Source organism: Chryseobacterium sp. BGARF1 (genome assembly GCF_001677955.1).
In the GTDB taxonomy this organism is placed as follows: Bacteria; Bacteroidota; Bacteroidia; order Flavobacteriales; family Weeksellaceae; genus Chryseobacterium.
Window position 1 is genome coordinate 91,548 of sequence record NZ_LELA01000055.1, and the last position, 26,891, is coordinate 118,438.

The window sequence follows — 26,891 nt, forward strand, 5'->3', positions numbered from 1 at the left end:
TTTTAATTTGACAGCAAAATGCACCTTCTAGCATTTCTATAAAAGGACAAAACAATACTAGATGCTTTTAGAAAAAACAGTTTTCCTAAAGCGAAAAATTAAAAAAAAAAATTAATTATTTTTGCAAAAAAAACTAAATGAGTACATTTTTACAACTTTATAAAGACAACATTGGAAAGACCGTTACGAAAACTATTATTGGAGCCTTAGTCGGGGCATTAATTACATTAGGTGGATATATACTTTTTGATAGTTTTCCAGAAAAGCAGAAAATCGAAAATGAATTTGCTGAACATATTGAGAATATAGAAAAAGAGATAGACCAAATGTCAAAAATTAGTGATCATTTTGAGGCAGGTGATAATACGTTTGACAATTTTGCTAATAGATTAGAATTTATTATTTCATTATCACAAAGGTTTGAACAAGATAATGCATTTACTTTAACATCTGTTGATAGAGAGAAAGCGAATAAATTTTTCAAACAAAATTTGCTTGATTCGGGATTAAATTCAGCAATTGTTGCTGACTACAAAATGGAGGAGGACAAACAGCTTGAGGATGCTCTTAAATTGGAAAAACAGATTTTAAGCAGTCTTAAGGAAAATCCAATTGTTGATAAAACTATAAATAACATAATAAATGATTATATTTTCAGCTCTAAGAAGATGAATGATTTTGTTATAATCAGTAATAAAAGACTATTGAAAGATCTACAAAAACGAAAAGCGGATAAGAAGCATCAAATTGAATTTAATAAAACACAGGAAAAATTCAAACGGAATGCATATTTGAATATCGCAGCTACTGAAGGAGTATTATTATGTAGTTTCTTGTTAGTTTTCTTTATATTTATTGCTGTAAAAGTCGGACATTTAAAAGAGTAGATTTAATTTTTTTAAATCATTTACTAAAAATAGGTATCAAATTAATTGATACCTATTTTAGTTTTAAACTAAATCGTCGAATTTCTTTAAAATTTTAGATAATCCATTCCCGATAATATCTTTATTTGTAAGAATACTTTCAACAGCTCCGGTTCCGGTAATGAAATCAACTTCTACAAGAACCGATATTCCAGATCCAAGATTGAGAATTCCAATACGAGAATGCTGAGAATTATTTTCAGGTTTTACACCTCTGTTTTTAATTCCTAATGTTTGACTTAAAAATTCGTTGACCTCGTTGGCCATCTTATATGAATTTGAATTCTTATTTTCAAAATCTTTTTTGTTAACATAACACTCAACTCCACGAGTTGTGCTACTTACTGCAGCGTTCAAATGAATATCAAAAACGACCGATCCTGAAGCCGGCTTGATTCTAGTCTGATATTGTTTGTTCGTTTCCCAATCTTTATCTAAAACAATATTTTTATCATCGCTTTGATCGACAATAGAATCACGAATAATCTTGGTGATATCAGCTTCTTTGTAGCCATTTGCTACAGCTCCAGGATCTGCATTATTATGACCTGCAGAAAGGTAAGTTCTTAACGGAGAAAATTGTATCATAGTTGTTTTTAAAATTCGGTTTTATTTTTTAAACTTAAACGGTTGTAAATAATTGTGAACCAATTGCTTTTTTTAACCCAACTCCAAAATAACTTTAATAAGTAGGAGAGTAAAAAACCTGCAATTAAAAATAGGTACCAAGAACTGTAAATTTTCACTTTTTCAGAATGTTTCGTTACAGTTTTGTAAGTTGTATGGCTTTTATAGGTCGTTTGGCTTTTGTAAATTATTTGAGAGAAAAAAATTTTTTCAATCCTAATTTCTTTTTTCTCCGCAACTTTTTCAAAATTGAGTTCTGCGTTGGTTTCGCCTTTAAAAACCTGACCATCTGGAGACGTAAAATTGAAAAACGAGTTTTGCCCGGCTATTGGTTTTACAGCAATTTTATACCCACTATTTTCAATTCTTACAGAACCATTTTCAAAAGATTGAGTTGCTGTAGATAAATTTTCATCTTTTTGCAGAATAGTTTTTCCTGATAATTCTTCAGAGTTTTTATATTTGTTTTTTGTTACAGAACCGCATGAGATGAGTAATAAACTAAGCAGCGTTATTAAGATCGTTTTCATCATTTAATTTTTCGATTTTTTTAATTTTCATGTTTAAAATTTTTGTAAAAGTGACAGCTGCTCTTATCTCCATTTTTGCCATATTTTCGGCAATGCTCAGAAGAATAAAGATTCCAATTGTTAAGACAAAAGAATAGTGAATTGTAGCTACTGTTCCGACGGTCATATCCTTTATCCATTCAGGAGCAATATTCGACGTTTCAAGACCTCTTTTAAAAGTGTTTGTTAGGAAAATAACAGTGAACATCACAAAAGGTTTGAAGATTCCCCTGAAGAACCTATCACTTTCAAATTTTCGGTCCAGGTAGACGAGATTTGCATAAAGACCCACAAGTAGATCCACAACAGTTCCCGCTGCAAAGAAAACCCACAGTAACATTGAAATTCCACTGTGAGTTTCTATAAATCCGGAGAAAATTCCGAAAGTAAGAGAGCTCGCAAAAATACTTCCGAATAACGGATGGTACTTTCCGAAAAAATCTTCAATATTCAGGAATCCCATGAGTTGAAGAAAGTAGTTTATTGTTTTCATTACCTTAAAGAGTAAAATTTAAATTGTTTTCTAATAGTTTCTTTCTCCTGGTTTTAAGCAGGACCGCCAATATCATTATTATTGCTTTCAAGGTTTATTTACGACAAAAAAGGCTTTTTTATTTTCGTTATGATTCTTTGACTACCTCTATAGCCAAAAATTGCATAATCCTTATCTTTTTCCAAGTTTGAAAATTCATAGGCACCATCAAGTGAAGTTAATGTTGTGTTTAAAATAGTATCTTTATTTTTTTCAACTAAGAATAATGACACACCTGAAGCGGGTAATTCGTCGTAAAAAACAGTACCTGCAAATTTGTATATTTCAGTAATCACAATTACAACAGTTTGAGTTGCTGTTGTAGAAGTTCCTTTCAAATTTTTTGCAACAAATCTATATCTAAATGATGTTTGACTTGAATATGGGGTTGATTTAGCACCATTTGAAGTGAACACAGGAATCGTTTCAATTTGATTATTTTGAAGGTCCAAAATTTCAAAGTATGCTTCCGTGACCGGTGTACCTCCTGAAGATGTAATACTTGCGTTCAAAATATAATTATTATTATTATCTAAAGTTGTTATTGGCAAACTTACAATTACGGGATTTGTGAAAATTATTAAATCAGGTATCTTGAAAGTCGCATAATCAGAACGTGCTATTCCGTTATTTTTCCAAAAAAAAGCATGAAAAGTTTGCGTGTCCGGATCAAACAAAACCTCATTCATAATGCCCTCAGCATTATAATTATACTGCTGAATGGTCGCCATACCTGGTTTCTCGGAAGTCCAGTCACTTGTTGTTAAAGTATTCAATTGATAAATTTTCCGATTTACTTTAAAGTCAAATAAGAAATCACCAAAAAATAAAGAAGCATACGATACTATAGTTTGGGGGTATGAACCATAATCCTGCAGCGATAACGCACCCAATGGTAGTACTTCTAAATTAGATTTTCTCACAGCATAAGTTCCATAACCAATTCCAACAGTATCAGAAGGACCTAACTCAATTCCCAAATAACAAAATTCTGTGTTTTGCGTCATGTCATCAGTTGCTTTTGGCACTTGAACAGATCCTAAAATACTTAAATTACTTTTAAGTATTTTAGCAAAACTATATGGATTATTAGAGGATCCACTTGTTGTCGCTATAAAAACATGACTATCATCAACAACGCCCGAGTGAATATAGTTGTTGGGTGTTCCCGGTATTGCCGGACTTAATGATGTGCTGTAAAGAATATACGGCATAATATCAGTCACACCAGGTAAAGAATTTTGTAAATCAGTCGCTCTTATTTTACAAATTTTAGTAGTACTTACTACATATAGGAACTCCTGATCTCCTAAAATTGGGCTTAATGCAATACTTCCAAATGCTGTAAACTTGAAACTTCTATATTCTAAAGTAGTAGGATTAATCTGGAAAAGTTCATTTGAACCCAGAGCGTATAGATAGCCTGAGCATTCGATTATTTGATCAAATCCATATGCTATAGCCCCTGCGGTATCTAAAAGGCTTAAATAAGTAATATTACTTGAATCAGTAGCAGATATCTTGACAATATTATTATTTGTAGCATCCTTATTTCTTGCACTGCCAAATATAAATCCATTAAATAATGTTGATCCATGAACACCTGATAATGATAAGTTTTTAATATTCAAAAGCGCTATGTCTTTAATTGGATTTTTTAATATTATAAAATTCTTATTATAAACAAATTTCGTTTCTTCATTTGAAGGACCAACAATTACACTTTCAATTTTCTTGATTACTATATTGTAATCCGTTGTTTGAAAATTCATGTAATCTGTGTTATTCTGACCTCGATTAATTACCCTAGTAACATTATGAAGTACGTCACCATCATAGTAGGTAATACGCCACTCTAATCGAGACACAAAAGAATAGCTTAATAAGTTACCGGGATTAAAAATTTGAGCTTCAAAATCTATGGGAACTTTGAATAATCCGTTGCCTAAATTTGATGCAAGTCTATCATGAGGAGCTTTTATTTCATTTCCTACAAAATTAAATCCATGTTTAGAATCTACTGCAGTGCCATCTATAATTCCATCAAAACGAATAAATATATATTTATTCCAAGCATCTGCCCATGGAATATCTGCGCCTGAATAAGCATAATTAGTAGGACCATTCACAAAACCAGTTATTGGCTGCGCAGGCCCCCAAACGATATCTGAACTACTAGGTGCAGAAGCTATATTTGACAAGCCTAAATATAAATTACCACTTACAGAAGTTATTGCAGTATCAAATACTGCAACGGATTTAAAAAATCCGCTATTTTCAATTAATCTTCCTGCTTCTACTCTTGTGTTTGCCATATCAATCTAATCTATAAGTGTTAAATCGAAACCTTTAGCTTCATTAAAATTTCCATCAATGCCAATAATGTCTTTAAATTGCGCTTTTTCAGAATCTGTTGCATCCTGGAATACATCCAAAAAATCCTTCATCGTTCCATCGACTTTAGTTTCATTTAAATTATCAAAATAATCAAAGGAAATTTTAAAAGAGTCTCTCAAATCTTTTTCAGAAACCGCTCCTTCCGTATTATCGGGAATAAGCTCATATATCTTATCTAATTCAGTCATAAATTAACTTTTAAATCCTATTGAAAACCCTTTTGTAAATCCCCCAATCTCAATTTCTTTAATAGATTTTGGGTAGTAATAGAGTTGTGAATTACTTGATATTTTAACAGCCGCACCAGATAAGTCCTCATATTTTTTTCCTGAAGAAATTTCTGCTTCTTGAAGAAATGCTCTATTTCTTAAGTTACCTAGAATCCAGTTATTGCCGTTTGAATCAATAAAAGCAAAAACAAAGGGTGTTTGAGAATGCAGTGATAGAAACCCTAAAATTTCAGGACGCATACCAAGTATATAAATGCTCAATTCCGATTTTATTTTTTTTTTTCCAGAAGCTCCTGAAAGCAAAACTTTCAATTCATTTTCATCAATAAGAATATCAAAACTTTCCCAAGAACCACTTTTAAACTTAATATCATTATTGATCGTGACTACTTCTTGATATGTATTTTTTGAAGTTGGCAGATCAATTGTGAGAAAAAATGATGCTGGAGCGTAGTACAATTTTGTTTTTAGCCCAGAATAATATTCCATACTTGGATAAACATTGACACTCTGTATATTCATTCCTTCGAAAGTTTTTATTATTTCACAAAATAACCTCTATAGAAATTTGTTCAGAAGGACGTTTTATGTTAAATAAATTCCTGAAGCTTTTGCCTGAATTTGTCGATCTGGAATAGGACCTGAATAACAAGGGAATTCATCAATATGAGTTTTTATATAATCAGTAATAACCTTTACAGTCGAGTCTCCAAGTTTCAGAAATTGTTTTCCGGACATCGCTTTCTCATCAAAGCTTAGAACTTGTGATTTTTGCCACGGAAGTTCCTCGTATTGTATTGCTACAGCATTTTGAAGAAAAACGAAATTTGGTAGTAGCGAGGCGTAGTAAAGCGAATAATAAACATTCGCTTGTTTTAAAATTTTGTAAAGATTAGGTTTTGTTTTAATCTGATCTAAACAATCTGGCTGAATTTTATCTAAAATATTGAGGGCATAAGCTTGTTCCAAAAAACTCTGCAGTAATGAAAAAACTTTTGGAGAATTTTTTATCGAATAAATCTTTTCAAATTCATCCGGAGTTTTAATATCTCCAGAAACATTCTCAAAAAATGGAATCCTTTCTTTTAAGGCTTCTAAAAATGAAAGTTTGGTGATTGCTTCAGAAAATAATTTGTCGGCAAATTTCAGTAATGACAGCCCTAAATCACGAACGTCCCACCATGGTGCTGTTTTTGTTTTATCTTCATTAACTTGCTGTACACCATAATTTGTGATATGCACTTTTATTTTTGGAATAGATAATGCGAAAGAGTAGTGAGTAGCAGCTTTCGTTAATAATCTAAAAATTTCAACTTCTCCAGCAACTTCTGAATCTTTAAGCTCTAGATAAATTTGCATAGGAATAAACTCAAAAATTTCTCCGAATCCAAGTTCTTGATCAACTAGATCCCAGTCAAAATTTTGTGGTAAAATCAGATACTCATTTATATTTTCTGGGGTTATATAATGTTCCATATTTTCGGCGCAGTTTTCTGCATAAGTTTTTTTGTTAATTAACTACTTTTTCTTGACCGTTTTTATTTTTGTCCAAGGTTGTAAGATTTATATTTGGAAATTTTCCAAAAACAGTAGGATCCCAAGAATTCCAGAACTTAATATTTTCAAAGATCTGAAGAGTTCTAATTTGTTTGATTGGAAGTTTTGCGCAAAGAATTGTCCAGGCTTCACGCTTGTCGGATCCGGAACCGGATAATGTTTTTCCTCCGAAAGCTCCACCGGTAATCAGACATGGATCAACACCCATTGCGGTTAGAAGCTCGTAATTAGCTGCAGAACTATCAAGAAGGAAATCACCGTTACCTTGAGGCTGCTTAATCTCATCGATCTGAATACCCTTGATTTCTTTTCCATTTTCATCTCGGAAGAATGGCGAGATAATAGACTTTCCACCACCTTTAGAACCCTTCAATTCCGAATCAATAAGATCGACCAATTGAGTACGTTTCGCCTGTTTTTCCAGTGGTGAAAAGGCGTCCCAATCTTCCTGATAGATATGTTTGAAATAATCATCAGCAATATGAATCAGATATTTTACACTGAGCTGCTGCTCAAACATTGCTTTTTTAAAAGCCGGAATCGCCAGAACTACATCAACCCATCCGTTTTTAAATGAGGCATGCCACCCAACGGACGGATAAGATTTTTCAATAAGAAGAGTATCAATAACCGGAATTGTGAATCGAACAATTCCTTTTTCTTTACAGTAAGCTTTGACTTCCTCGATAGGTATGTTAGCTCCAAAACATGGAATTACTGCAGTATTTTCTGTCTTATAATTTCCCCAGTCGGTATTAACACCGATATTATTGATAATCCCATTTTTATCAGGAACTTCAAAACGACATTCGGCTGCTTTTAATCGTCTAACAGAAATTATTTTATCTCCATTAGGCGAAAGTAGGTATTCAGGAAAAGCGACTCTGAAAGTTTCAAAATCTGTGATAATTTCAGAATTAAATATGTCGAATTTTGTACGGTAGTAGAAAGCGGCAATATCCGGAAAAGAGCTCACTAATCTTTCTTTAAAGATTATCGCCTCCTCAGTTTCCTGACCTTGGTAAAGACGAAACCCAGTTCCAAAGTGAGCAGCTGTGAGAACTTCAAGACCACCAACTGCAACACCGGTCATTTTTAATTTGGCTGCGAACTCTTGAGGATACAAATTATTATCACCCCAAGGCAACCACTTATTATCAATAAGGGTTTCTGTATTGGTGATTTTTAAATTTGAGTGTTGTGGTTCGCCTTTGACCTTATTAAAAAAAATTGCTGTCTGATTAGAGCGCCCTCCAACGGAATAAATTCCCTGAGAAATTTTCATAGTCTAAACGACATCAACGCCGTTGAATTTAATGATGAATAAAATGTGAATTTTCTTTATACCTTCATTCGTTTTAAGATTCCGGGTACGGTTGGCAAAATGATTAGGATTTTTAAAATCAATTTTTTGCGATAAGCGAATAAGTCCGGGCTTTTTCGGTGGTTGCATTAGTACTGCATTTTCATAAGTGACCAATCGACCGCCGGATTTATTTTGACTGTTGTAAGTTCTGATAGTAATATCAAAAGGAACTGGATTTTTATGTTCATCCAATCTCCTCATTTCCTTGAGAACATCACTCAAAAGCATCTCATTTTGCATACTGCGAATATCAACCTGACACCTGATGAAATAAAGGACACTATTTAAAAGTGAGAATTTACACCTGGGTTTCTCATGGTAATTTTTTTTAAGTATCAATAATTCAATTTTTTAGCAAAATTTTGAGGGGGCATTCTCAATGCTTTTTCTCACTGAATGAGGTTGACCCACACAGTCGCCTTATGCCTTTCTACAATTGCAGTTTTCGATTTTTACGAAATATGCCAGGGTAAAATCTTGAAAAACGCCCTCACAGAGCGTGTGGGGGCGTTTTTGCCAAAAACCATGGTTTGGGTTGCATTGAATTCGAACCCCTAGGAGGGGATGTCCTCGACATTGATGTCGGAGACACAAAAAAACCTGCATTATGCAGGCTTATTTCAGTACCAGGTTGGTAATGGGGAATGATGACTGCCTTCGCAGATTGATGAGATGCCAGAACTGCCAGAACAGACAGTAGTCAAGTGTATCACTGAAGTGAGTTGCATGTTCCTGAAGCGTAGTTGTACTTCGCTCAGAACCTTTATCTTTTTCAAATGCATCATTACCTTTCAGAGGTGCATTCTCCATTGATATAATCAGGTTAGGACAGTTATCACTATTTATTCTTACAGATGGTAGCATTATATTAGTTTCAGATAAGATTGCGTTGATAAGCTTATATTTATCTGCATGAGCTGGGTTGTTGGTATTAGGAGTCTTATTGATAACCTTCCATCCGGCCTTTCGTAGCTTATTCATAACATCCTCGGCCAATGTGGTCTTTGAGTTAGCTTCCTTCTTATTTCCATACTTATCATAATACAAATGAATCTCATTAGAGCTGGCCTTGTGTGGCTCGTAGTAGTCAATGAAGTCCTGTACCAATTCATCCAGAATATCAGGATTCTTCCGGAAGAATTCTTTAATAAAGTTTACTTTGTTCTGAGACTTCAGGTACTGAGATACGGTCAGACAGTTGATTTTTCCACCAAAGTCAAGATTGACCTGGAGAGGTTGTCCACGTACAAGATCTTCATCATACTTACAGCTCGGCTTGAATGTTTCGTTAAGTTCCAAGCCAACCATCTCAATATTATATTTGTAATTATAATAGTGCAGCGATGGCTTCAGCTGAGCATAGAATCCGTCCTGGACTCCAATAGGATCAATATTTAGAATCTCGGCATTAAACAATGTCTTGGATAAAGCTTCCTTCTCCATATCATTAATCCATCCGTCCTTCAGGTTGTGAGCATTCACATAAGCATTTGCTTTGATGAACAAATGTTTTTTCAAATGCACCGGAACTTTGTTTCTCACTTCCTCCAAGTGAAGCTTTTCTCTATGATGAATCCATTCACCTTTTTTTGTCATCGGAACCGATGTTACAAAGATTTGAGCGTGCAACATCGGTCTGTTTTTAAAAATTGCTTTCTTCGCTCTGTTAGTCGTAATAACGTTGTTGTAGAGACGCTCATAAGTTAATAGCGCTGCTTCATCTCCAATCACCCAATAAGCATTAATACCACGACCAGAATCTTTGTTATCGAGCGACACCATAACTGCAATTGTACCGTTGCTGAAGTGAATAACATTACCCCAAGAGTCCGGGGCTTGGAAAGGCATCTCGAAGCCTAAATCTTTACCACATTTCCCCACAACATAATCGATCCCCTCATAGAGTCCGAACATTTCCATCCCTTCTTTCGTCGATGGAAGAGTTCTTGTCTTGATTTGAACGAAGGTTTCACCTACAATTACGCCGGTTGATCTAGGAAGCCATTTTACAGCTGTCATGATTGCATCGCCTAGAATTGTAGACTTTCCGGTTCCCCTGGCTGCCTTGACGGTAATATTGGGAATCTTAACCGTATTAATTGCAAAATCAACTGCAACCTGCATGAGGTTCAGTTCAATTTCTCGAATCGGAAGATTGTATTTTGAAAAATTACTCATCGTCCTCCGCCTCTTCTACATTTTCATCAACTTCCTTCCAGGAAACATCTTCAGCTCCGATTTTGTTAAAATCGACAACGCCACCTTCAAACATTGATTTAAGCATGTTATTAGCACCTCTTGGAAGATTAAGTTTGTAAACTGAAGCTTCAAGTTTTTTAGGATCAACAGTTGATTCTTTGTGATCAAAGTCGAATAGGGCGGTGTAAGAATCCAAGGCTTTTCGTGCAGATTCTTCGTTTCCTTTCTTTAAGGCCATCTGGTAGAGATTCCAGTAATTCTCTACTAGTACCATTCTTTCTGCAGCGAGATTTATTTGATCAATCGACCCAAATAGCTCCATTGCCAGAGAATAATCTCTATAAGCGGTGGCCTGTGATATATTGTGGTCGCGAATTAGAATCTTTACAGATTGCGCCGGAGAATATTTATTATTAAGTCGGAGACTCCAGATGTGGACGAGTCTGTCTTTACGGAGAATTTCTTCAGGTGTCAGTTCCACCGAATCTTCATCGATGTACCAGGCTTTAATTCTCTGAAACGTGTTGTCTTTGGTAAATTTTACAATATCCATGACAGCGAAAATATCATCGCAAATCAGGTAATTAAAGGACATAAAAAAGCCTGACAAGAGTCAGGCTTCAGCGTGTAAATAATTGAATTTAAACTTGCAACTGCAAATTTATAGTGTTATCTTAGACATGGTCTCTTCTAGTTAAGACCAGCCGTTTCGGTAATTTTTATGTGATTTTCTTTTATCAAATCCTCTACAAAATCTGTGACCGAATTTGCTCTGATATTTTCATCATTTGTCAAAACTGCTCGACGGGAATAATTAACCATAAATTCTTCAATCGTTTTTTCTTTTTGAAATGAATTCTGCCAAAGAAAAAGCACGATATCATAATTTGATATTGCCGTAAATTCTTTGTCGTCAGTGATAATCTTTACCCTCATAATCTGAGGGTAAAGGTAATCATTTTTACTATGCAAGCGAAAGCTCTCTGTCTTCGAAAAATTCCTGTAAATTTTCATCTAGTATTTGGTTTAAGTCGGTTATTAAAATATTTTGCTTAGAAAATTCTACAAGCCTAGCGCAAATCAAAATCCAATTTTTTATTTTCAAAAAATTAGTGCTCGCACCGTGCTGTCTAAATTCTACCGTTCCGTGTCTTTGAAAGCTTTGTAAATTTAATTTATAGTATCTGCTTCCGAAATATTGAGCCATTTGATTTACCGTTTGGCAGTTGTCTATTTTTGCAAAAAGCGTTGTTCTTCCAAGGCTTTTAAATCCTTTGCAGTATCTATTGGCGTTTGCTCTTCTGCTTGATGGCATTATTTTGTCTATTTGCTCCTCAATGAAAAATTGATTTTTTACAAGTGTTCTGAAATTTTCTATTGAGTAATCATTTGCGTCAAGGTGAACGTGAACTCCGCAGGTTGTATTTACTTGAGCGTTGCTTTGTCTCAAGGCTTTGCAGGCTTTTCTAAAATCCGATAGGCCTTCTTTTCCTTGTAAAATTGGGCTTACCATTTCTTGAGCGTTGATTCCTCTTATTGAAGCGTCCGATACAAATTTCCAGTGTGGTCTGCTTGAGTGGTTGTAGCTTTCGGTTCTTGCTTCAAGGCCTGAATTTCTAAAGTTTTGCGTTAGGCTTGGATTTGCCCCGAAAAATTCTATTTCTACTCCGAATTTTCTTGTAAATTCAAATTCAAAATTTATCGGTGCACTTGGTTGTGGGTTGGCGGTTCTTGCTTCGTTCCATTTTTTCCAGATGTTGTAAGAAAAGCCTCTGTTACCGTTACAAATTAAATCAGCGACCTGAAGTCTGGTGAAGCCTAAGTCGAATAATGCTTCTCCTTTTTTCGTTTTTGTCCAGTTGCTGTTTAAAATTTCTTCGCGTGTCATATCGTATTGTTTTCTAATTATTTACAAGTCTAAGTACGCTCTAAACCGTCAAACACGCAAGTCATAAGTGCTTTATTTTCAATAAAAAAGCCTGACTAATGTCAGGCTTCGGATTGTCTTAAAGACCATGTCTAAGATAAATAAAATAAGGTGCAGAAGCAAGTTATTCTGCTACTATCTGAGTCAATAATTCGTCAATTTGCTCATTTGTGAGCTTTGCACCATTTCTTCTGATTTCATACGCAAGGTTGTTATCTTTCATGTACTGGATCCAACGACGGGCGATCACATCTGCGAACCTTGGATCCAACTCAATTCCGCGGCATTGTCTCCAGGTCATTTCACATGCGATCAAAGTTGATCCGGATCCAAGGAAAGAATCTCCGACGATATCCTTTTGTTTTGATGAATTTTTAATCAGGTAGCTCACGATATCCAAAGGCTTCATTGTTGGATGATCGGCATTGCGCAGCGGCTTGTTAAATTCTAAGATTGTGGATTGTTTTCGGTCCGAAAACCATGGATGCGAAGCGCCTTCTTTCCAACCGTACAGAATCGGCTCATGCTTCCAGTGATAATCCTGACGACCCATCACAATTGAATTCTTTGCCCAAATCAAGCATTGAGATAATTTATATCCGGATTGCTTCAGGGCATTTCGGAAATTAGCACCTTCAGAATCTGCATGAAATACATAAATTGGTGCTCCAAGCTCGGCGTTAATAAAACATTCCTGATAGAAAAGATATAAGAAACTGAAGAACTCATCGTTCGACATATTATCATTTTTTATCTTCAATTTATCCTTTGTTCCACCTTCGTAGTTTACGTTGTAAGGCGGGTCTGTAACGATTAGGTTGAATTTGTCTTCACCTAAAATCTTTTTGTAATTTTCTGAAAGTGTAGAATCTCCACAAGTAAAAATATGTTTTATTCCTTTCTGAACCGATATAAGTTCATAAACATCACCTTCCACGGTTTTGGGAACTGCAGGTGGTTCCGGATTAAAGTCTTGTTCCTCTTCATCCGGAACAAATGCATTGTCTTTCAAAAATTCTTCAAATGCTCCTAAATCCATACCGATATCTTCCAGATCAATATCCTGGAAAAACTCTTCGATCTTACTCCAGTCGAATTCACCATTGTGAATATTTGATCTCAGCATGTATTCTTTGAATTCCTCTTCAGATAATTTCCGGTTTGGAACTCTCACATCGATCAGCTCTTCGCCTCTTTCCAGGATAAATAAAGCAGCGACTCGCTGATGTCCGGCAAGTAAAACATTATCGAAATCAATCACCGGTATTTCAACCAGGTTAAATTTCTCCAGGCTTTTTTTAAGCCGTAATAATTCCTCTTCAGATATTTGCCTTGGATTAAAATCACAAGGGATTAATTCGGACACCTTCCTTTGCACGGTGTACCATTCTAACGGGGATGAAATAATTTTTTCATCACTTAACTTGTCAGTTCTCATTTTATAACTAAATTTGCTCATCTCACTTTTCAAATACACAAAAACCCCAAACAGAAGACTTTTTATAGTCCTCCGCATGGGGTCTTTGTATCCAATATTTGAAAGGTGAGATTTTTGAATTTTGCGGAGGACGTTTTTTCCTCCTAGAGAATTTGTTCAAATGAAGTGAGATCAGCACTCTGAGTAAAGGACAAAAAAACTCTCAACAATTGCTGAGAGTCTGTTTTACCAAAATGCTTTATATTTTGGAAGTCGTATTCGCCGTTCACCAATTATTTCGGTGTGATGAATTTTATTTATAAAATCAATCTCATAACGAAAACCGTCTTCAGTTAATTTACAAGTGTAGATAATATCCCCGGACATCGTTTCACCTTTTTTTTCAAAAGTTGTTAGACCTTCTTTAAAAATGTTTCGTGGATATCGCCAGTCACGATATTGTTTTGTTTTCAATAAAGAATTTTCCAGCATATCGACTATAGGTTTTTTTGGTATCGGCCTACTGAGATATTCTTTTTCAAAATTATATTCAAATATTTTTGATCTATACCTCTCTAGATCGGTTACGAACTTATCAGTTACATCTTTCAGCATTTCTGCTATTCCTGGTTTTCCTTTCTTTTCCCACATTGATTCAAAGTCTATTCTTGCTTTTCGTAATCGCCTTAAATTTTCTAACCATCTTTCAGTGCCAACTCGTGTATTTTTTAATATATATTCTAAATCGTCAACTCTTCTTTTCAACTCTGGAAGCGTTGGTTCTGGTTTATCGGGGTAAACTAGAAAAGGATTCCGCATATAGATTGGAGAAGGTGGTTTGATTGGATGGATAACCGGCGGTTGCCAACCACGTAAATCAATTGTCGTAAACTCGGCCGCAACCTCTGCAAGCTGATTAAAAGCCGCTGCCATATCGGAATTCAAGCTGCCAAAGTCGATTCCAAATTTAAAATCTTTGAAATATTTTACTTTTCTAGGTCTTTCTGAAGGTCTGTATTTTTTCTTCAGAAGTTTACTGATCCTTTTTTTGTTTGTCATATTGATGAATGCTGTATCTTGTTAGCTCATACATTTTATTAAAATCGTCCTGTATCATATCAATCAATTTTTGCATAATAATTAATCTCACTGAAGTTTCGTTTCGCCGGCTTAACCGAATCATTTTTTTTAATCGTCTCCTACTGTAGAATTTTTTCATCTCTTTTTAAATAATGTTCAAGTAAATAATTGAGTTTTGAACCAGAAATTATTTTTTTAAACTTCTTAAGACTGGGCGTTTTACCGTCATAAAGTCTTTCAGTAAGAGGGTTGTATTGTAGGTCGATGAATAATTTATCTTCAAAAAAAGCGAAATAAACATCTATCTCTCTCTGACCTACGAAACTGTATATCTCAGGACTATGATCACTCACATGAGCTCCTAACATTTCTAAAAAAGTTTGTATTTCTTTTTTCATGGGAACAAATAAAATAATTGTCCGCTAATCAGACAACAATTCCTGAATCTTTTCCTGGTCTAGAATATATTCCTGAAGCTGCTCAATTTTTCTCTGAACTGCAGCAGCTTTTTTTCTATAATTCTGATCATCATCCGGAGGTAATTCGTTCTGCATTTTTACAATGGTTTGTTTCCTTCTGCAGATAAGAGATTCAAGATTTTTAAACTTTTGGTCTAGCTGCAGTATATTCATATTTGAAAAATCTTTCTTGCTAGCCAACGGTAAAACTCGCTTATGCTCAAGATAATAATCTAAAACTTTCTTCTGACTATCGAATTTTTCCATCACTGATAAAATGTCTTTCTGCAGATCATAGGCATCTTCATTCTGATCTGCAGGAACTGAGTTAAGTTCAAGCTTGAGCTCACAGAACTCAAACCATAAAGAATCTACTTGCTGATAAGTTTTATGCAGTTCCTGAGGATACTGTGCAATAACACCGATAAATTTTGGTCTTTCTCTTTTAAGTATTTCTTTCTTTTCTCCTGGAGAAGTTATTGGAGAATTTTCAGAAACTTCTGGAGTAACTGTTTTCGGAAGCCGAGAAATTAGGTACGCAATCTTTGCCCGGTTTTCTAAAGTAGGAGCTTTATATCTTATCGCCAGTTTTGAATCTCCTCCGTAAGTAAGATAAATCTCTAAATTAAGTATATGCTTTTCCATTTATAAAAAAGCTCCTATTTCTAGGAGCTTTGATCTTATTTTGTAACTGTCGGCTTATCCGCTGCGTTTTTTTTTACATTGGCTTTCAACAAAGATTTTAAAAGCTCTAATTCTGCTTTGAAATTTATTGGAGTTCTGATTTCAATTAATTTTTGAATTCTTTCCTTCGGATAATCTTTTAGCAGTTCTATACCTTTTTTCCTCAAGCAAAGCGCATGATTACCATTTTCCCAAAGCTGTAAAGCATTAACTGGAACTTCGGTGATTTTCGTCTGAGAGTTGTTGGATCCAATGATGATGGATCCAACAGCAACAGTTAATAAAAAATTATCATTTGCAATCATTTGCTAAGGAGTTTGCGGCGTTGGAGCTGTATCTGGAATTACTACAATTTCACCGTCAAAAGCATACAGCCCGCTACGAGCTGTAACGTTAAAGGCTGTACCTGCATTTTCCTCATATTTTTTTGCAGTTGTAGCATCGGCTTTAGTCATGTAAGCATCCAGAACAACCCATTTCTGACCTGTACTGTCAACTACAACATAACACATAGGAGTGTTTTTGTGTCTTTTAATGAAACCAACATTCTTTTTAATGAAGTTGGGAAGCATTCCGTCAAATTGAGCTTGGTCTTTCATATTTCCTACTGTTCCGACTAAATTGTTTTTCAATTCATTTTCATCGATCATACAGGTGGTTTTTTTGAATCCTTTGTCAGTCTCTGGAACTAAAGCTAAAAGTGTTACACCTGCTTCGTAAGAAGTATTAACAGTAACAACAGGTTTGGTAACAGTTTTAAGCTGATCCATGGGAATATAATAGAAGTCAGCTTTTACACCTCCTACAACTTCTTGATTTGGGCAATAACCCATGTTTTCGGTTCTTACAGTTTTGAAAGAACATTCATCTAATTCTTCTGGCATTGTTTTATTTTTTTATGATTAAACCACTATTACCTCCAATTAAAGCAAGTGCTAGATTTTCATCTGCAGCAATTTCTTCTTGAGTGTAACCTTTACCGTTAATTGAGATTGTTTTAGGCGCATCATCACTAAATTGATAATTGCCTCCATCGAATTCAAATTCTAACCCTGGTTCGGGTTTTGAACTTTTAGGAGAAGCTTCTTTTTTTGCAACAGCAGCTTCTCTTTTTTCGAGATTAGCTCTTTTCTCTACTAGATTTCCGGCCATCTCCAAGTTTTTTTTCATCAGTTCGTCAAGATCATTGTCTTTTTTTTCTAAAGACTTTTCTTTTTCTTGAAGTTGAATTTCTTTTTCCTGCAGCTCAATTGCTACTTTCTGAAGCTCCTCTGCTGGTAATTCAGCAAAAGGAACTTTTTTATTTTTTTCAGACATATAATTTTATTAAGCGACTAAACCTTTTTCTGATGGGTAATACAACTTATTCAATTCTGCCTCCCTTAGACCTCTGTTTTTGGTTGCATCTGGAGTGTGGACGTACGTAAGCTCATTAATTGCGAAGTCATATCCTAAAGTGAATTCTCCTAGAATATCTAATTCTCTTCCTGATTCCTGAACAGAAGTGATAGTGGCAGGGTTATCGATAGCATCTACCATTTTTACAAAACCATTGTCAACAGTAGAAATGATAGTACCTCTTGTTAAACCGTCGATTCCTACGATTTCTCTTTTTCCAAGTCTGGTAACTAACTTATCGCCATCTTTGTAAATAGTATTTTTACCAAATTGATCTTCATAAGCAATCGCATAATCTTCAGCGTCAGTGACAGACGTGAAAATTTTCTTCACTTTAGATTTCATCAATTCTGGAAGACCTCTTTCGTATTTGGTAAATACATCAACAATGTTTGATTGAGTGATCGCGTCTCCAGGAATAAGGAAAGCCGGGTTTTCAGTGTTTAGCAAAAGCTTTCTGATAATCTCATTAAGACCATCCATAGAAAAACCAAATTCAGGACTGTTAAGTCCTACTTTTGCAGCGTTGTAAACTCCTTGTACCGAAAGAATGTTCACATCATCAATGATTTTGCTTAATAACAAATCAATTGAAAGTTTTGAAATTGATTTGTCTTTCAAACTTTTTGTTTCATCGTACATTTCCTGAAGAACCGTACCAATGATTTCGGCGGGATTTAACCTGAAGTCAAATTTTTGATGGTAATTCTTCATAGTTTTTTTTCTAAACTGTACTTCTCCGAATGGAGTTACTTTTTTAGAGTCAAAACCTTGAACAACATGTCCGATTAATGAGTGTAGAGAAGGATATTCACCTCTTACTTTTGTGATCGTGGTTGCATGGGCATTAAGAGCGATTGAAGACGACAATACGGCCGCTTGTAAAACTTTTGGATTCTTTAATAGATATCTCCAAACTTCGATTTTGATTTCGTCAATTTTCATTTTTAAGAAAATAATTTTGTTAGTAATTGATTGTGTTCGGCGTTTGGATCCATGTAACCTTCCAACAAAGTCTCATTATCTTTTCCATCATTTTTAATGAATGAGTGAGTGTTGGTTTTTTCACCATATTCTTTACACTTAGTAGAAAGTGTGGCGATTGCGTCAGCAGCAGAAGTTCCTTCAGGAAGCTCCAATCCATTAGTTTCAAATGCTGAAGCAATAGCAGAATTAATGGAGCCTAGAGAAGCTGTATTTTCTGATACAGTTGTAGTCAAATTTGTGATCTGAGTATTAAGACCACTCACATCATTGGCCTCCAGATGAGCTTCGATTTTATCTAAGTCTTCCTCTGTCATTCGAACGTGTGCTTTAGTAGACATAATTCCGGAATGAGTTTCCAAAACAGTAAGACCTAAAACACCTAGAATTGCAGTATGTTTATTCATAAATTAAAATTTTAAAAGGGCTTGTTCCAATGTCATTATCTCGTCGACCAGGCCAATTTTTAGGGCCTCAGTAGCGTTGTATGTCTTTCCTTTGAAAACATGACCGTCATCCGTGAGTTTTTCGCCGTAATTGGCCTTGATGGTCGAGATAAATTCGTCTGTAATTATTTTAAGGCGCTCTTTATAAGGCGCTTCGTTACCGTCGATCAGTTCTTTGATGTCGGCGTTTTTTTCTGTGGATTGAGGTGCGTAGATTTCGTAAATCTTCGCACCCCATTTTTCGAACATTGCTGAGAAGTCCTGAAATGATAAATAAGTTCCGATGGAACCAATATGACTCGCAAAAGGGCTGGCAATTTTTAGGTCACAAGCTGAAGCGATCCATTCAGCAGCTGAACATTGCATTTCTGAAGTGAAAGCAATGGTTGGTTTCTTCATATTTTTGATGAAGTCTGCAAACTCAGCAGTTCCGGAAACTTGTCCGCCTCCAGAGTCAATATTGAAAAGAACTCCGGAGATGTTTGGATTAGCATCAATATTTCGGAGAATACTCTGCATGTCCAAGGTTCCGAGGATATTGTATGTTGAATACTTTATAATCGGACCGATAATGTTAAATACAACTGGATATTTGCTAGCACCATTAGAATTGGCGCTCATTTGAAGATCAAGAGACTTGATGAATTTTTCCTGCACTTTTTCTGCAGAAACAAGAGTATTGGTTTTGAAGCCAATAATCATTTCAGTTAAAAATGACATTAGATAATTTTTATCTATTGCCAGGGGAGTGTTAAAAAAATTAAGTCCGTGCATCTTGTTGATTTCACGGACAAAATTGTTTTAATGTTGAAGGTTGAGAAAGGACAGTATTTGTTTACAAATTCTGAATTTTTGGTTTGATAATAGTCTCTCCAGAGATTGCAATGGTATATTCATCGTCTCCAGAATTATTATTTAACCGATTGTCAATGAAATCGATTTTCAAAGATTCCAGGCTATTTCCGTACAATATCTTATCGACATTCGTTACTTCAATAATGGCGAATCCTTTACGATTAAAGTATTCTTCACATTTTTTTATATTTTCTGAAGACAAATCCAACAGCGGAAAATTAACATCTACAGCAGTAAAATCATTGCCCAGCCTTCTCTTTGAAGAAATACTTCTGGATAATCTCTCCGGAACTAAATGAAATACATAAAGAACTTTAATTGGATCTGGGAAAACTCCATTAAAAACATTGATGTATGAAACATCTGAGGCTCGGTAAATTTCGATTGATCTTACCTCTCTAAAAAAGGACTCAGATTGATTTTTAAATTCTTCCATATTTTCGGCGCAATTTTCTACATAAATTTATTTGAACTTATGCAGATTTTTAAGTTTGTAACGATTAAAATCTTTTCTCAGAGTTTCGTAGGATAATTCATCTTCGGTAATGTCATACATAGTAAGAAAATCAAGGATTGTCGTCTGAAATTCAATTCCATAATTGATCTGATTAAAAATACATGCATTGTAAAGTTCCTCCCTTATATTTCTTTCAATCAGGTGCGACAATTGGAAAGCTCGTTTTTGGCCATGTTGGAAGCCATTTCGTTGAGCCTTGTCCATTCCCAGGGTGATTGAGAAGTAATCATTTTGACTCTGCATTTTATCGAACGTATATTTTCGGTCCGACTTCTTTTGCAAAGTGTTGATCACTACCATTCCAAACAGCGTTGTTTCTTTGGCTTGATACTCATTTCCATATTTGATCTCTAGAATTTTTTTAAGGTACCGGGGAACCGGTAGTTGGAAAGTAATTTTTTGCATTCAGTTGATTAATAGGCTGCAAATAAATAATAAATCTGCTTACAGTGGGAGTACAATTTTGAGAAAAATAATGCTTAAAATGTACATGTAATTTTGTAATTGTGTAAACCCATCATCAATAAAGCGTTTGGAGAGATTTAGCAAACTGTAACGCCAATTTTCCATTTTTTTGGAAAGTGTAAACCTTTATTTTATTACAGATAATTCTGTAATTCTTTTTCTAGTTACACTTTTAAAAAAAAAGTGTAATAAATGTATAATCAAACCTTTGCCAATATCATTACAGAATTACATTTTCAAATATCATTTTAAAAAGTGGTGGAGAGGAGGGGGAGGTGCAGCGCTTCCCCGTGTGTATATAAAAAAGGAATCCCCGTGCTTTCGCCCGGGGATGACCTATTTATTTTTTTCTGTAAGTATGTAAGGGCAGAGAGTCAGCCAAAGTGCCTGAGAATCGCCTAAAAAATTTTATTTCTGGTTAATTATCGTGGAAGCTAATCTTTTAATTTTGGTTTTTCGAATTTCCGTCTCATTAATGAAAACATATTGATCTCTTGGTGGAGCTAGAACTTCAATTCTTTGTTTTTCCTGATTACATTGATTCTCATAAATTTCTAACTCATTAAATGTGTCAGGAACATCACAATAGACATGAAAGACTTGCTGTGAATTTAGTTTTTCACCTTCGTAAATAAATCCAGTCTTCCTGTTAGCCCTATAGGTGATTACAATTATTTCTCCTGATGCAACCAGTCTTATCCCAATGAGATCAGTATTGATCAGATTAAGATGAAAACTGAGGTAGCCAAAGTGTTTTATTAAATCAGATTTAAATGGAGGAAATTGAGCATGATTTGTATTCATTATTTTACTTCATAAGGGTCAGTTGTATCAAATCTTAAACTCTTTTGCAAAGAAGATGTGAGTTCTTCAATTGCATTAGGATCAATTATTTTAATATGCTCGGTGGTTTTCTTTTTAGGCTTTCCATTAATATCCATTTTAATATTTCCATTTTCATCTTTTTCGTCGAGATTTTCCATAATTCTTTCTTCGAACTGATAGCCATTAACCTTACACCAAATGCTTGTTTTCTTTTTGAAAGCATTGGATGTCATATTTCCGAGATACTTGAAGTTCTTCAGTTTTGCTTTTTCTAAAACATCTTGCTTAATCATTTTTTGACCAATAATATTTGGGTAAAATTCATCAGCCCATTCTTTAAACCATTGACCCATATCTGTTAAATAGGCTCTCATTTTAATGTTACCATCCGGAGCTTCTATTTTTACATCCTGTTGCATGTAGAAAGTTGTTGATTGAAAGACAAAATTTAAAAATTTAAACCACTGATCAGTCTTCCAATCCAAGAATAAGGAGTTGTTAAAGTCGTCTTTTGGATCTCTCTTATCCCTTTCGTCATTTGAAGCATGATAATAATCGGAAAAGCCCATAATCAATCTTCTACGAGTCGATGATCCTCTTTGATCTTTGATTGCATAATTTGTTGAAACTCCAAATTTTGGAGAGTTCCTATAAGCGAGATTTACTTTTGCCTCGAACTTTTCATTAACAGTCAATTTAGATGTGATGACTGAAAAGAAACTCTCCAGGTTAAAATTCCTCCGAACATCATCAAAAAGAATAAAATCAGTATGTTGATTCACGCCTTCAAATAAGAACTTATCATTTTCTATGTCGCCTTTACCATCAATGTCATGACGATTCATGAAATATCTCATTGCTTCGAAAAACAAAGATTTACCAGCTCCTCCTTCTGCAACATCATCTTCAATCACAGCATTATCTGCAGCAAATAATACCCATGGTTTTGTAGGATCCTTAAATCTGTGTCCGGAATAACCAAAAGCAAAAATTTTGTTAATTAAATGCTGTTTTTGCTCAGTATTTTCGTTATCATCCAAATACTTACTTGTGATTTGGAAAAGCGTTTGTTCAAAGAAAACCTCTTCTTTATACCCATTGTCGATGTAACTTGTCCTTTCTTTTTCCCAATAAATTCTTGATACCTGAATCAGATAATTTAAAAAATCACATTCTTTTGATAAAATTTCAATATCATAGAGACCGTCTCCGGTTTTCCAAATTTTGAAGTAAGGATTATCGATTTTGAAGTTTTTAATTTCTTTTGCTGTGATTACATGATCAGTTTCTTCTTTAATTAAATTATCAATTAGTTGAGACTGCAGAACATAATTTTCAAAATGTGGTTCCTGTTCTGTTCCGGCTTCTTTAATACCATCTGCAGAAACATTAAATGCTCGATTTCCTAAAAAGAAATACTGTTTTGTGGGCGTGAAATCTGTGAAATCTAATGTACGGTTGTGCATATTGGCTAAATGTCCGTCTGTGATTTTCTGAGAAGTAATCAGCATATTTAGCAAAGCATAAGGGATTTCTCTCACTCCAAGTTGGTCTTGCTTCTCCAGGAGAAAGTTCCGAAAGAAATCTTTTATTGACTGCGTTGTTTTCAATTCTTCGACAACATGGCCATGCACCCGGGCAAAGTAGTAACCATCTTTTCTAGAGTGATCATCAATTCTACAAAACCCATTAAGTCGCAAAAAATAAAATGCATACATGTGATGAAAATTGTAGGTCACACGTCCTTTATCAGACACTGAAGCCTCCCAAAACTGCGCCGGCATTGCAAGACTTAACATCTTTTTAATTTCATATCGGAGCTGTTCAATAGTTTTGCTTTGATTAGATCTAACATAGTCTTTAACATCTTTTTGTCCGGGGAATTTAAAATATTTATCAAGCCATAAGGTTTTCATTGGTAGGAACTGTAGCGCGAGTTCCTTTCCTTCACGCTTTCCGGTGACATCTGAATCCGGAATATAAACAACATCATGTGCTAAGCTTAATAATTCTTTCATCAAGAATTTATCAACTTTTTCAGTTTCTGAATTAAACCAAATAACAAATTCGCCCAGACTTAATAAATTCAAACCGTCGCTTCCACCTGTAGCAATACAAATTCTTTCTAATTTGAAATTTACATCCCTAGAATCTACATCTTCAATTTTTTTCTTTTGAGTATCTGCAATTCGCTGTCTCTCTTCTTCAAATTTATCAAGATAGATTTTTCTAATTTTTTCTAACCCAAAAACAAAACCTTTAGGACGACCCCCAACATGTCGAAAGCGTCTATCTTTACCGTCATCAGATAATTTTTTACTGCCTTTTGGCATGTATATTTTTAACCATTGACCAATTTTAGAATCTTTATTAACGAATGCTAGTATTGGAAATTTATCAGTTGCTATAAACCTGAATACTTTTTTCTTTTCTTCGTTAAAATAACTGTATTCTTTTAAAGATTGGAGCCCAACTTCAAAACAGTTTTCTGCAGTAACATGGGGTCCTAATATTTGCAGCTCATACTCATTAAAATCTTTCGATTCAAAATGAAAGTTTTTATCATTTAGTTCGACTGGAGAATCATCTAAATCATATTCTCTAAATTCATATTTATAAAAGGCTCTTGTTTCTTCGAAAATCTGTGTTCCAAAAGAATTCTGAAGTTCTCTACCAATTTCTAAAATAGCTTCAAAATATGCAATGTTATTTTCTAAAGCATATAGCCCGAAACAATCTTGTGCTTTTATTTCACCGCTCCAATCTGTTAATCTCCATCTATCATCTACTAATTTTAAAGAAGCTGAAGGATGCTTATCATCGCTCCGAATGCTAAAGTTTTTGTTTGTAGAAGCTTGAGGATATAGTTTTAAAATTTCGTCTAAACCACCATTTGTAGCATTCAAAATTTTAGTTGCAGAATTTCTTAATGATTCACTCATTTTTAGTTTTCAGTATTATTATCTCTTGATTGCTCTGAAGATTGATTATTTTCATTTTTTACAACCTTGATTAGTTTGTTGTGAAGAGTTATATAGCCGAGCTGAATCATTCGGTCTCTATACCAGGTTGTGTTAACATTGAACTTGTCCCGGAGCAGTTCATAAAATTCTTTTTGACTTATAAATTTTCTATGTTCAAAAACTTCATTTATAAATCTTTTGTATAATTTACTTTGATCAATCGGCCTCCGGTTCTTTTTTTCCTTTAAATAATTATTGCTTTTGCTCAAAGATTTTTCATCAAGCAATCTTTGCCGTTCCTGCAGAGATTTTTTTCCATCATTCGGAATCCAGGTATAATTATTTATTTTTTTGAAAGTTTTGTTATTCATAAGGTTTCAATTCATCAAGTGCTAAAAGAAAAATTCCAATCGAAAGAAGTTCTCCAGGATTCAATGTTTCTATATTCACAGAGTTTTCTAATTTAAATTTCCACTCTGCAAAATTGCTCAAGGGATTAAGCGAAATATATTCTCTAAAATTTAACGAGTGTTTTTGAACTCCTTCTGCTATCTTCTGTTCTAAAATTCCTCCAGGGAATTCTTTTTTTATAGTTTCTTTTAACTGAGTTTTAAATGTTTCAATTTCCATTATTACCAATGTTTTTTTAATATTTTTTTATTTGAGTACTGAAGGAAAAATTTTAGAATTTTATTTTTCACTTTTTGCAAGAATTGAGTTACACCATATTTTAGCTGTCGTTTCACTAAAATCAATAATAAAAGCTTGTGTAATTTCTTCAGATGGAAACGATAAACATTGAGTATCCAATTGATTTTCTTCTTTTGCATCCATCCAATAAATTTTAATTTCTACGATGGGTTTTTCATTATCATCGAAGCCACGAGATACTAAAAGGCTTGTCGTGACAGATAGTTGAAAGGCTTTATAATTCATTTTTTTATTTTTCTAAATGACTGTAAGGTTTGTTATCTAGGCAGAGCTGAAGCTTTTCTATAGCTATTTCAGCAGTGCTCCCAGACATTGTTATTATTCCCTTTATTTTTCCAGGCATGAGACACCAGGCTAAATGTAGATTTCCACTTTTTCGAGTTTTAATTTCTATCTTCATAATTTCGTTTTTGATATTGTTTTTATTTCTACAATTATTTTTTTACTGATTTTTATAGTTATATTTTTTTGAAAATCTGTAGGTTTTCCAGGATCGAGATCTACGAACTTGTTTTGGAGAAAAGTACTTCCAAAAATCTCATTAAATAGAACTTCAGCATCAACCATACAACCTTTCTCAAATGTTATTATGTTGCCATTTTTTGTGTCTTGAAAATTATATTTACCGTTATCTTTCATAGTTTTTTGATGGTGTAAAAATTACTGTTCCACATTTTTAATATTTAAAACAAAACCCGGAGCGAAGAATCGTTCCGGGTAAAAACTAATAACCATGAAAACTCAAATAAAACATGAGAATCATAATATCAGCGCAATTTCCTGTAGCTAACCGATATTGCGCGAGGGAAAGGATTCGAACCTTCACAGTCGGTTTTGGAGACCGGTATGCTACCATTACATTACCCAAGCATTTAAAGCACTTCTTAAACGTCTGCTCTGATCAGGGTGATTTGAAAAAAAATAACGATTCTAACTATTACTTTTTCAAGCCCTTTTACTGAAGTGCTTTATATTTTTACTGACCAAATAGTCTGTCTAATAAGCTTTTTAGATGATCAGTTCTATTAAAATCAGTCATTACATTAAAAAGAGATGGGTTTAATGATTTCATTAATCTTGAATAATCTACTGCATGGCTAACTACGTGTTCAAATCTATGATCTTGATCAAATCCATTTTTAAATGCATAGCAGAGTTTGTGACAAGATCCAGACAAAGCTATGACCTGTCTATTTTCATCTTTTTTATCTTTATTATTTTCAGAATCTTCCATTGCATTAACTAGATATAGCATGTTCTCTGGAGCACTTTTTAAAAGCTTTTCAAGCTGAGTGAAAAATTCATCTTTAGTAAGTTTCACAATGTTTTCAGTACGATTTTCATTTTTTGTACACATAATTTTTAAGTTTTTAATTAATATTTTATTTAAAATTTTTGTCAATTAAAACGACGTTGCATTCCTTCTGAACTGAATAAACCCTTCACGCCGTTTTGAGAATAAATACATCGGCTATTCTGCCGGTTTTTCTGTTGTAAGAATTTCGTCGATCGAATATCCTTCCTGCTCAAAAAATTTAACAGCTGCCATTTTTGTAAAGGTTGAATTTCCAAAGGGCTTTTCCTGATATTTTTTAGCAGTGTTATAAACTGGTCTTTCACCAATTTCCAATGCTAGAGCTAATTTTAATCTAAAATTAGTGTCTGCGATAATGCATTGAATTATGTCTGGGTTTAAAAAATATAACATGATTGTATAAATATTCGTAGATTTGTTCGAACATTTATACTGCAAATATA

Annotated in this window: 35 protein-coding genes and 1 tRNA gene; 1 reads left to right on the forward strand and 35 read right to left on the reverse strand. The window is 34.2% G+C overall.

Annotated elements, in window-relative coordinates:
- Positions 1–137 precede the first annotated feature (137 nt).
- A complete protein-coding gene (locus tag AB671_RS10715) occupies positions 138–887 on the forward strand; it encodes a hypothetical protein (protein WP_066679381.1) in 750 nt (249 codons plus the stop codon).
- Positions 888–950: 63 nt separating this feature from the next.
- On the opposite strand, the gene AB671_RS10720 is transcribed toward AB671_RS10715, so the two are convergent.
- From AB671_RS10720 to AB671_RS10890, 35 genes are all read right to left on the reverse strand, one after another.
- Positions 951–1,514, reverse strand: coding sequence for an N-acetylmuramoyl-L-alanine amidase (locus AB671_RS10720; protein WP_066679379.1), 564 nt, complete (start codon positions 1,512–1,514; stop codon positions 951–953).
- An 8-nt stretch (positions 1,515–1,522) separates the two neighbouring features.
- Positions 1,523–2,086 carry a hypothetical protein gene (locus AB671_RS10725; protein WP_185116240.1) on the reverse strand — a complete coding sequence of 188 codons (564 nt, stop codon included), beginning with the start codon at positions 2,084–2,086 and terminating at the stop codon, positions 1,523–1,525.
- Complete coding sequence (locus AB671_RS10730; protein WP_082987282.1) at positions 2,055–2,615, reverse strand: phage holin family protein; 561 nt, start codon at positions 2,613–2,615, stop codon at positions 2,055–2,057. Before AB671_RS10730 ends, AB671_RS10725 begins: the two co-directional genes overlap by 32 nt.
- A gap of 98 nt (positions 2,616–2,713) precedes the next feature.
- Positions 2,714–4,969 carry a hypothetical protein gene (locus AB671_RS10735; protein WP_066679375.1) on the reverse strand — a complete coding sequence of 752 codons (2,256 nt, stop codon included), beginning with the start codon at positions 4,967–4,969 and terminating at the stop codon, positions 2,714–2,716.
- A gap of 6 nt (positions 4,970–4,975) precedes the next feature.
- Positions 4,976–5,239 (reverse strand): hypothetical protein, encoded by a 264-nt coding sequence (locus AB671_RS10740; protein ID WP_066679373.1) that lies wholly within the window; start codon positions 5,237–5,239, stop codon positions 4,976–4,978.
- 3 nt (positions 5,240–5,242) lie between these two features.
- Positions 5,243–5,803, reverse strand: a complete 561-nt coding sequence (locus AB671_RS10745) for a hypothetical protein (protein ID WP_066679371.1) — start codon at positions 5,801–5,803, stop codon at positions 5,243–5,245.
- 63 nt (positions 5,804–5,866) lie between these two features.
- The gene (locus AB671_RS10750) at positions 5,867–6,757 is read right to left on the reverse strand and encodes a DUF6712 family protein (protein ID WP_066679367.1); all 891 of its coding nucleotides are present in this window, start codon (positions 6,755–6,757) and stop codon (positions 5,867–5,869) included.
- Between the two features lie 34 nt (positions 6,758–6,791).
- Positions 6,792–8,123, reverse strand: coding sequence for a hypothetical protein (locus AB671_RS10755; RefSeq protein WP_066679365.1), 1,332 nt, complete (start codon positions 8,121–8,123; stop codon positions 6,792–6,794).
- 3 nt (positions 8,124–8,126) lie between these two features.
- Positions 8,127–8,432 carry a hypothetical protein gene (locus tag AB671_RS10760; protein WP_228390953.1) on the reverse strand — a complete coding sequence of 102 codons (306 nt, stop codon included), beginning with the start codon at positions 8,430–8,432 and terminating at the stop codon, positions 8,127–8,129.
- A 387-nt stretch (positions 8,433–8,819) separates the two neighbouring features.
- Complete coding sequence (locus tag AB671_RS10765) at positions 8,820–9,986, reverse strand: hypothetical protein (RefSeq protein ID WP_228390952.1); 1,167 nt, start codon at positions 9,984–9,986, stop codon at positions 8,820–8,822.
- A gap of 388 nt (positions 9,987–10,374) precedes the next feature.
- A complete protein-coding gene (locus tag AB671_RS10770; protein ID WP_228390951.1) occupies positions 10,375–10,998 on the reverse strand; it encodes a hypothetical protein in 624 nt (207 codons plus the stop codon).
- Between the two features lie 95 nt (positions 10,999–11,093).
- A complete protein-coding gene (locus AB671_RS10775) occupies positions 11,094–11,339 on the reverse strand; it encodes a hypothetical protein (protein WP_157444186.1) in 246 nt (81 codons plus the stop codon).
- A 28-nt stretch (positions 11,340–11,367) separates the two neighbouring features.
- Positions 11,368–12,291, reverse strand: a complete 924-nt coding sequence (locus tag AB671_RS10780; RefSeq protein WP_066679357.1) for an amidoligase family protein — start codon at positions 12,289–12,291, stop codon at positions 11,368–11,370.
- Positions 12,292–12,454: 163 nt separating this feature from the next.
- Complete coding sequence (locus AB671_RS10785; protein WP_066679355.1) at positions 12,455–13,768, reverse strand: DNA modification methylase; 1,314 nt, start codon at positions 13,766–13,768, stop codon at positions 12,455–12,457.
- A 225-nt stretch (positions 13,769–13,993) separates the two neighbouring features.
- On the reverse strand, positions 13,994–14,806 hold the full coding sequence (locus AB671_RS10790) for a hypothetical protein (RefSeq protein ID WP_066679353.1): 813 nt from the start codon (positions 14,804–14,806) through the stop codon (positions 13,994–13,996).
- Positions 14,807–14,946: 140 nt separating this feature from the next.
- A complete protein-coding gene (locus tag AB671_RS10800) occupies positions 14,947–15,195 on the reverse strand; it encodes a hypothetical protein (RefSeq protein ID WP_157444187.1) in 249 nt (82 codons plus the stop codon).
- Positions 15,196–15,249: 54 nt separating this feature from the next.
- Positions 15,250–15,930: a hypothetical protein gene (locus tag AB671_RS10805; RefSeq protein ID WP_066679348.1), complete on the reverse strand. Its 681-nt coding sequence runs from the start codon at positions 15,928–15,930 to the stop codon at positions 15,250–15,252.
- A 35-nt stretch (positions 15,931–15,965) separates the two neighbouring features.
- Positions 15,966–16,274, reverse strand: a complete 309-nt coding sequence (locus AB671_RS10810) for a hypothetical protein (RefSeq protein WP_066679344.1) — start codon at positions 16,272–16,274, stop codon at positions 15,966–15,968.
- 3 nt (positions 16,275–16,277) lie between these two features.
- Entirely contained in the window at positions 16,278–16,853 is a 576-nt protein-coding gene (locus AB671_RS10815) for a hypothetical protein (RefSeq protein ID WP_066679342.1), read from the reverse strand.
- 4 nt (positions 16,854–16,857) lie between these two features.
- Positions 16,858–17,286 carry a hypothetical protein gene (locus AB671_RS10820; protein WP_066679339.1) on the reverse strand — a complete coding sequence of 143 codons (429 nt, stop codon included), beginning with the start codon at positions 17,284–17,286 and terminating at the stop codon, positions 16,858–16,860.
- 9 nt (positions 17,287–17,295) lie between these two features.
- The gene (locus AB671_RS10825) at positions 17,296–18,312 is read right to left on the reverse strand and encodes a hypothetical protein (RefSeq protein ID WP_157444188.1); all 1,017 of its coding nucleotides are present in this window, start codon (positions 18,310–18,312) and stop codon (positions 17,296–17,298) included.
- A 2-nt stretch (positions 18,313–18,314) separates the two neighbouring features.
- Positions 18,315–18,758 (reverse strand): hypothetical protein, encoded by a 444-nt coding sequence (locus AB671_RS10830; protein WP_066679336.1) that lies wholly within the window; start codon positions 18,756–18,758, stop codon positions 18,315–18,317.
- 3 nt (positions 18,759–18,761) lie between these two features.
- A complete protein-coding gene (locus AB671_RS10835; protein WP_228390950.1) occupies positions 18,762–19,517 on the reverse strand; it encodes a S49 family peptidase in 756 nt (251 codons plus the stop codon).
- 115 nt (positions 19,518–19,632) lie between these two features.
- Complete coding sequence (locus tag AB671_RS10840; RefSeq protein ID WP_066679332.1) at positions 19,633–20,088, reverse strand: hypothetical protein; 456 nt, start codon at positions 20,086–20,088, stop codon at positions 19,633–19,635.
- 27 nt (positions 20,089–20,115) lie between these two features.
- Positions 20,116–20,574, reverse strand: a complete 459-nt coding sequence (locus AB671_RS10845; protein ID WP_066679330.1) for a hypothetical protein — start codon at positions 20,572–20,574, stop codon at positions 20,116–20,118.
- Between the two features lie 468 nt (positions 20,575–21,042).
- Positions 21,043–21,438: a hypothetical protein gene (locus AB671_RS10850; protein ID WP_066679328.1), complete on the reverse strand. Its 396-nt coding sequence runs from the start codon at positions 21,436–21,438 to the stop codon at positions 21,043–21,045.
- On the reverse strand, positions 21,438–24,401 hold the full coding sequence (locus AB671_RS10855; RefSeq protein WP_066679327.1) for a primase-helicase family protein: 2,964 nt from the start codon (positions 24,399–24,401) through the stop codon (positions 21,438–21,440). Before AB671_RS10855 ends, AB671_RS10850 begins: the two co-directional genes overlap by 1 nt.
- Positions 24,402–24,403: 2 nt before the next feature.
- Positions 24,404–24,793: a hypothetical protein gene (locus AB671_RS10860; RefSeq protein WP_066679326.1), complete on the reverse strand. Its 390-nt coding sequence runs from the start codon at positions 24,791–24,793 to the stop codon at positions 24,404–24,406.
- The gene (locus AB671_RS10865; RefSeq protein WP_066679325.1) at positions 24,786–25,052 is read right to left on the reverse strand and encodes a hypothetical protein; all 267 of its coding nucleotides are present in this window, start codon (positions 25,050–25,052) and stop codon (positions 24,786–24,788) included. The genes AB671_RS10860 and AB671_RS10865 overlap by 8 nt, the downstream gene beginning before the upstream one ends.
- 60 nt (positions 25,053–25,112) lie before the next feature.
- A complete protein-coding gene (locus AB671_RS10870; RefSeq protein WP_066679324.1) occupies positions 25,113–25,358 on the reverse strand; it encodes a hypothetical protein in 246 nt (81 codons plus the stop codon).
- Positions 25,359–25,362: 4 nt separating this feature from the next.
- Positions 25,363–25,533 carry a hypothetical protein gene (locus AB671_RS22270; protein ID WP_157444189.1) on the reverse strand — a complete coding sequence of 57 codons (171 nt, stop codon included), beginning with the start codon at positions 25,531–25,533 and terminating at the stop codon, positions 25,363–25,365.
- Positions 25,530–25,772 (reverse strand): hypothetical protein, encoded by a 243-nt coding sequence (locus tag AB671_RS10875; protein WP_066679323.1) that lies wholly within the window; start codon positions 25,770–25,772, stop codon positions 25,530–25,532. Before AB671_RS10875 ends, AB671_RS22270 begins: the two co-directional genes overlap by 4 nt.
- Before the next feature lie 160 nt (positions 25,773–25,932).
- A tRNA-Trp gene (locus tag AB671_RS10880) sits at positions 25,933–26,003 on the reverse strand.
- Positions 26,004–26,109: 106 nt separating this feature from the next.
- A complete protein-coding gene (locus AB671_RS10885; protein ID WP_157444190.1) occupies positions 26,110–26,535 on the reverse strand; it encodes a hypothetical protein in 426 nt (141 codons plus the stop codon).
- A gap of 69 nt (positions 26,536–26,604) precedes the next feature.
- Positions 26,605–26,841, reverse strand: a complete 237-nt coding sequence (locus AB671_RS10890) for a hypothetical protein (RefSeq protein WP_066679321.1) — start codon at positions 26,839–26,841, stop codon at positions 26,605–26,607.
- Positions 26,842–26,891 lie beyond the last annotated feature (50 nt).

Coding starts and splice junctions, on each gene's coding strand:
- AB671_RS10855 (WP_066679327.1), bottom strand. CDS start 24,401: ATGAGTGAATCATTAAGAAATTCTGCAACTAAAATTTTGAATGCTACA.
- AB671_RS10870 (WP_066679324.1), bottom strand. CDS start 25,358: ATGAATTATAAAGCCTTTCAACTATCTGTCACGACAAGCCTTTTAGTA.
- AB671_RS10815 (WP_066679342.1), bottom strand. CDS start 16,853: ATGCCAGAAGAATTAGATGAATGTTCTTTCAAAACTGTAAGAACCGAA.
- AB671_RS10755 (WP_066679365.1), bottom strand. CDS start 8,123: ATGAAAATTTCTCAGGGAATTTATTCCGTTGGAGGGCGCTCTAATCAG.
- AB671_RS10780 (WP_066679357.1), bottom strand. CDS start 12,291: ATGACACGCGAAGAAATTTTAAACAGCAACTGGACAAAAACGAAAAAA.
- AB671_RS10810 (WP_066679344.1), bottom strand. CDS start 16,274: ATGATTGCAAATGATAATTTTTTATTAACTGTTGCTGTTGGATCCATC.
- AB671_RS10785 (WP_066679355.1), bottom strand. CDS start 13,768: ATGAGAACTGACAAGTTAAGTGATGAAAAAATTATTTCATCCCCGTTA.
- AB671_RS10875 (WP_066679323.1), bottom strand. CDS start 25,772: ATGAAAGATAACGGTAAATATAATTTTCAAGACACAAAAAATGGCAAC.
- AB671_RS10770 (WP_228390951.1), bottom strand. CDS start 10,998: ATGTCCTTTAATTACCTGATTTGCGATGATATTTTCGCTGTCATGGAT.
- AB671_RS10850 (WP_066679328.1), bottom strand. CDS start 21,438: ATGAATACAAATCATGCTCAATTTCCTCCATTTAAATCTGATTTAATA.
- AB671_RS10890 (WP_066679321.1), bottom strand. CDS start 26,841: ATGTTATATTTTTTAAACCCAGACATAATTCAATGCATTATCGCAGAC.
- AB671_RS10765 (WP_228390952.1), bottom strand. CDS start 9,986: ATGGTGTCGCTCGATAACAAAGATTCTGGTCGTGGTATTAATGCTTAT.
- AB671_RS10825 (WP_157444188.1), bottom strand. CDS start 18,312: ATGAAAATTGACGAAATCAAAATCGAAGTTTGGAGATATCTATTAAAG.
- AB671_RS10715 (WP_066679381.1), top strand. CDS start 138: ATGAGTACATTTTTACAACTTTATAAAGACAACATTGGAAAGACCGTT.
- AB671_RS10865 (WP_066679325.1), bottom strand. CDS start 25,052: ATGGAAATTGAAACATTTAAAACTCAGTTAAAAGAAACTATAAAAAAA.
- AB671_RS10750 (WP_066679367.1), bottom strand. CDS start 6,757: ATGGAACATTATATAACCCCAGAAAATATAAATGAGTATCTGATTTTA.
- AB671_RS10830 (WP_066679336.1), bottom strand. CDS start 18,758: ATGAATAAACATACTGCAATTCTAGGTGTTTTAGGTCTTACTGTTTTG.
- AB671_RS10725 (WP_185116240.1), bottom strand. CDS start 2,086: ATGATGAAAACGATCTTAATAACGCTGCTTAGTTTATTACTCATCTCA.
- AB671_RS10845 (WP_066679330.1), bottom strand. CDS start 20,574: ATGCAAAAAATTACTTTCCAACTACCGGTTCCCCGGTACCTTAAAAAA.
- AB671_RS10740 (WP_066679373.1), bottom strand. CDS start 5,239: ATGACTGAATTAGATAAGATATATGAGCTTATTCCCGATAATACGGAA.
- AB671_RS10805 (WP_066679348.1), bottom strand. CDS start 15,930: ATGGAAAAGCATATACTTAATTTAGAGATTTATCTTACTTACGGAGGA.
- AB671_RS10745 (WP_066679371.1), bottom strand. CDS start 5,803: ATGAATATACAGAGTGTCAATGTTTATCCAAGTATGGAATATTATTCT.
- AB671_RS10790 (WP_066679353.1), bottom strand. CDS start 14,806: ATGACAAACAAAAAAAGGATCAGTAAACTTCTGAAGAAAAAATACAGA.
- AB671_RS10840 (WP_066679332.1), bottom strand. CDS start 20,088: ATGGAAGAATTTAAAAATCAATCTGAGTCCTTTTTTAGAGAGGTAAGA.
- AB671_RS10775 (WP_157444186.1), bottom strand. CDS start 11,339: ATGAGGGTAAAGATTATCACTGACGACAAAGAATTTACGGCAATATCA.
- AB671_RS10730 (WP_082987282.1), bottom strand. CDS start 2,615: ATGAAAACAATAAACTACTTTCTTCAACTCATGGGATTCCTGAATATT.
- AB671_RS22270 (WP_157444189.1), bottom strand. CDS start 25,533: ATGAAGATAGAAATTAAAACTCGAAAAAGTGGAAATCTACATTTAGCC.
- AB671_RS10835 (WP_228390950.1), bottom strand. CDS start 19,517: ATGTCATTTTTAACTGAAATGATTATTGGCTTCAAAACCAATACTCTT.
- AB671_RS10820 (WP_066679339.1), bottom strand. CDS start 17,286: ATGTCTGAAAAAAATAAAAAAGTTCCTTTTGCTGAATTACCAGCAGAG.
- AB671_RS10800 (WP_157444187.1), bottom strand. CDS start 15,195: ATGTTAGGAGCTCATGTGAGTGATCATAGTCCTGAGATATACAGTTTC.
- AB671_RS10720 (WP_066679379.1), bottom strand. CDS start 1,514: ATGATACAATTTTCTCCGTTAAGAACTTACCTTTCTGCAGGTCATAAT.
- AB671_RS10735 (WP_066679375.1), bottom strand. CDS start 4,969: ATGGCAAACACAAGAGTAGAAGCAGGAAGATTAATTGAAAATAGCGGA.
- AB671_RS10760 (WP_228390953.1), bottom strand. CDS start 8,432: ATGCTTTTGAGTGATGTTCTCAAGGAAATGAGGAGATTGGATGAACAT.
- AB671_RS10860 (WP_066679326.1), bottom strand. CDS start 24,793: ATGAATAACAAAACTTTCAAAAAAATAAATAATTATACCTGGATTCCG.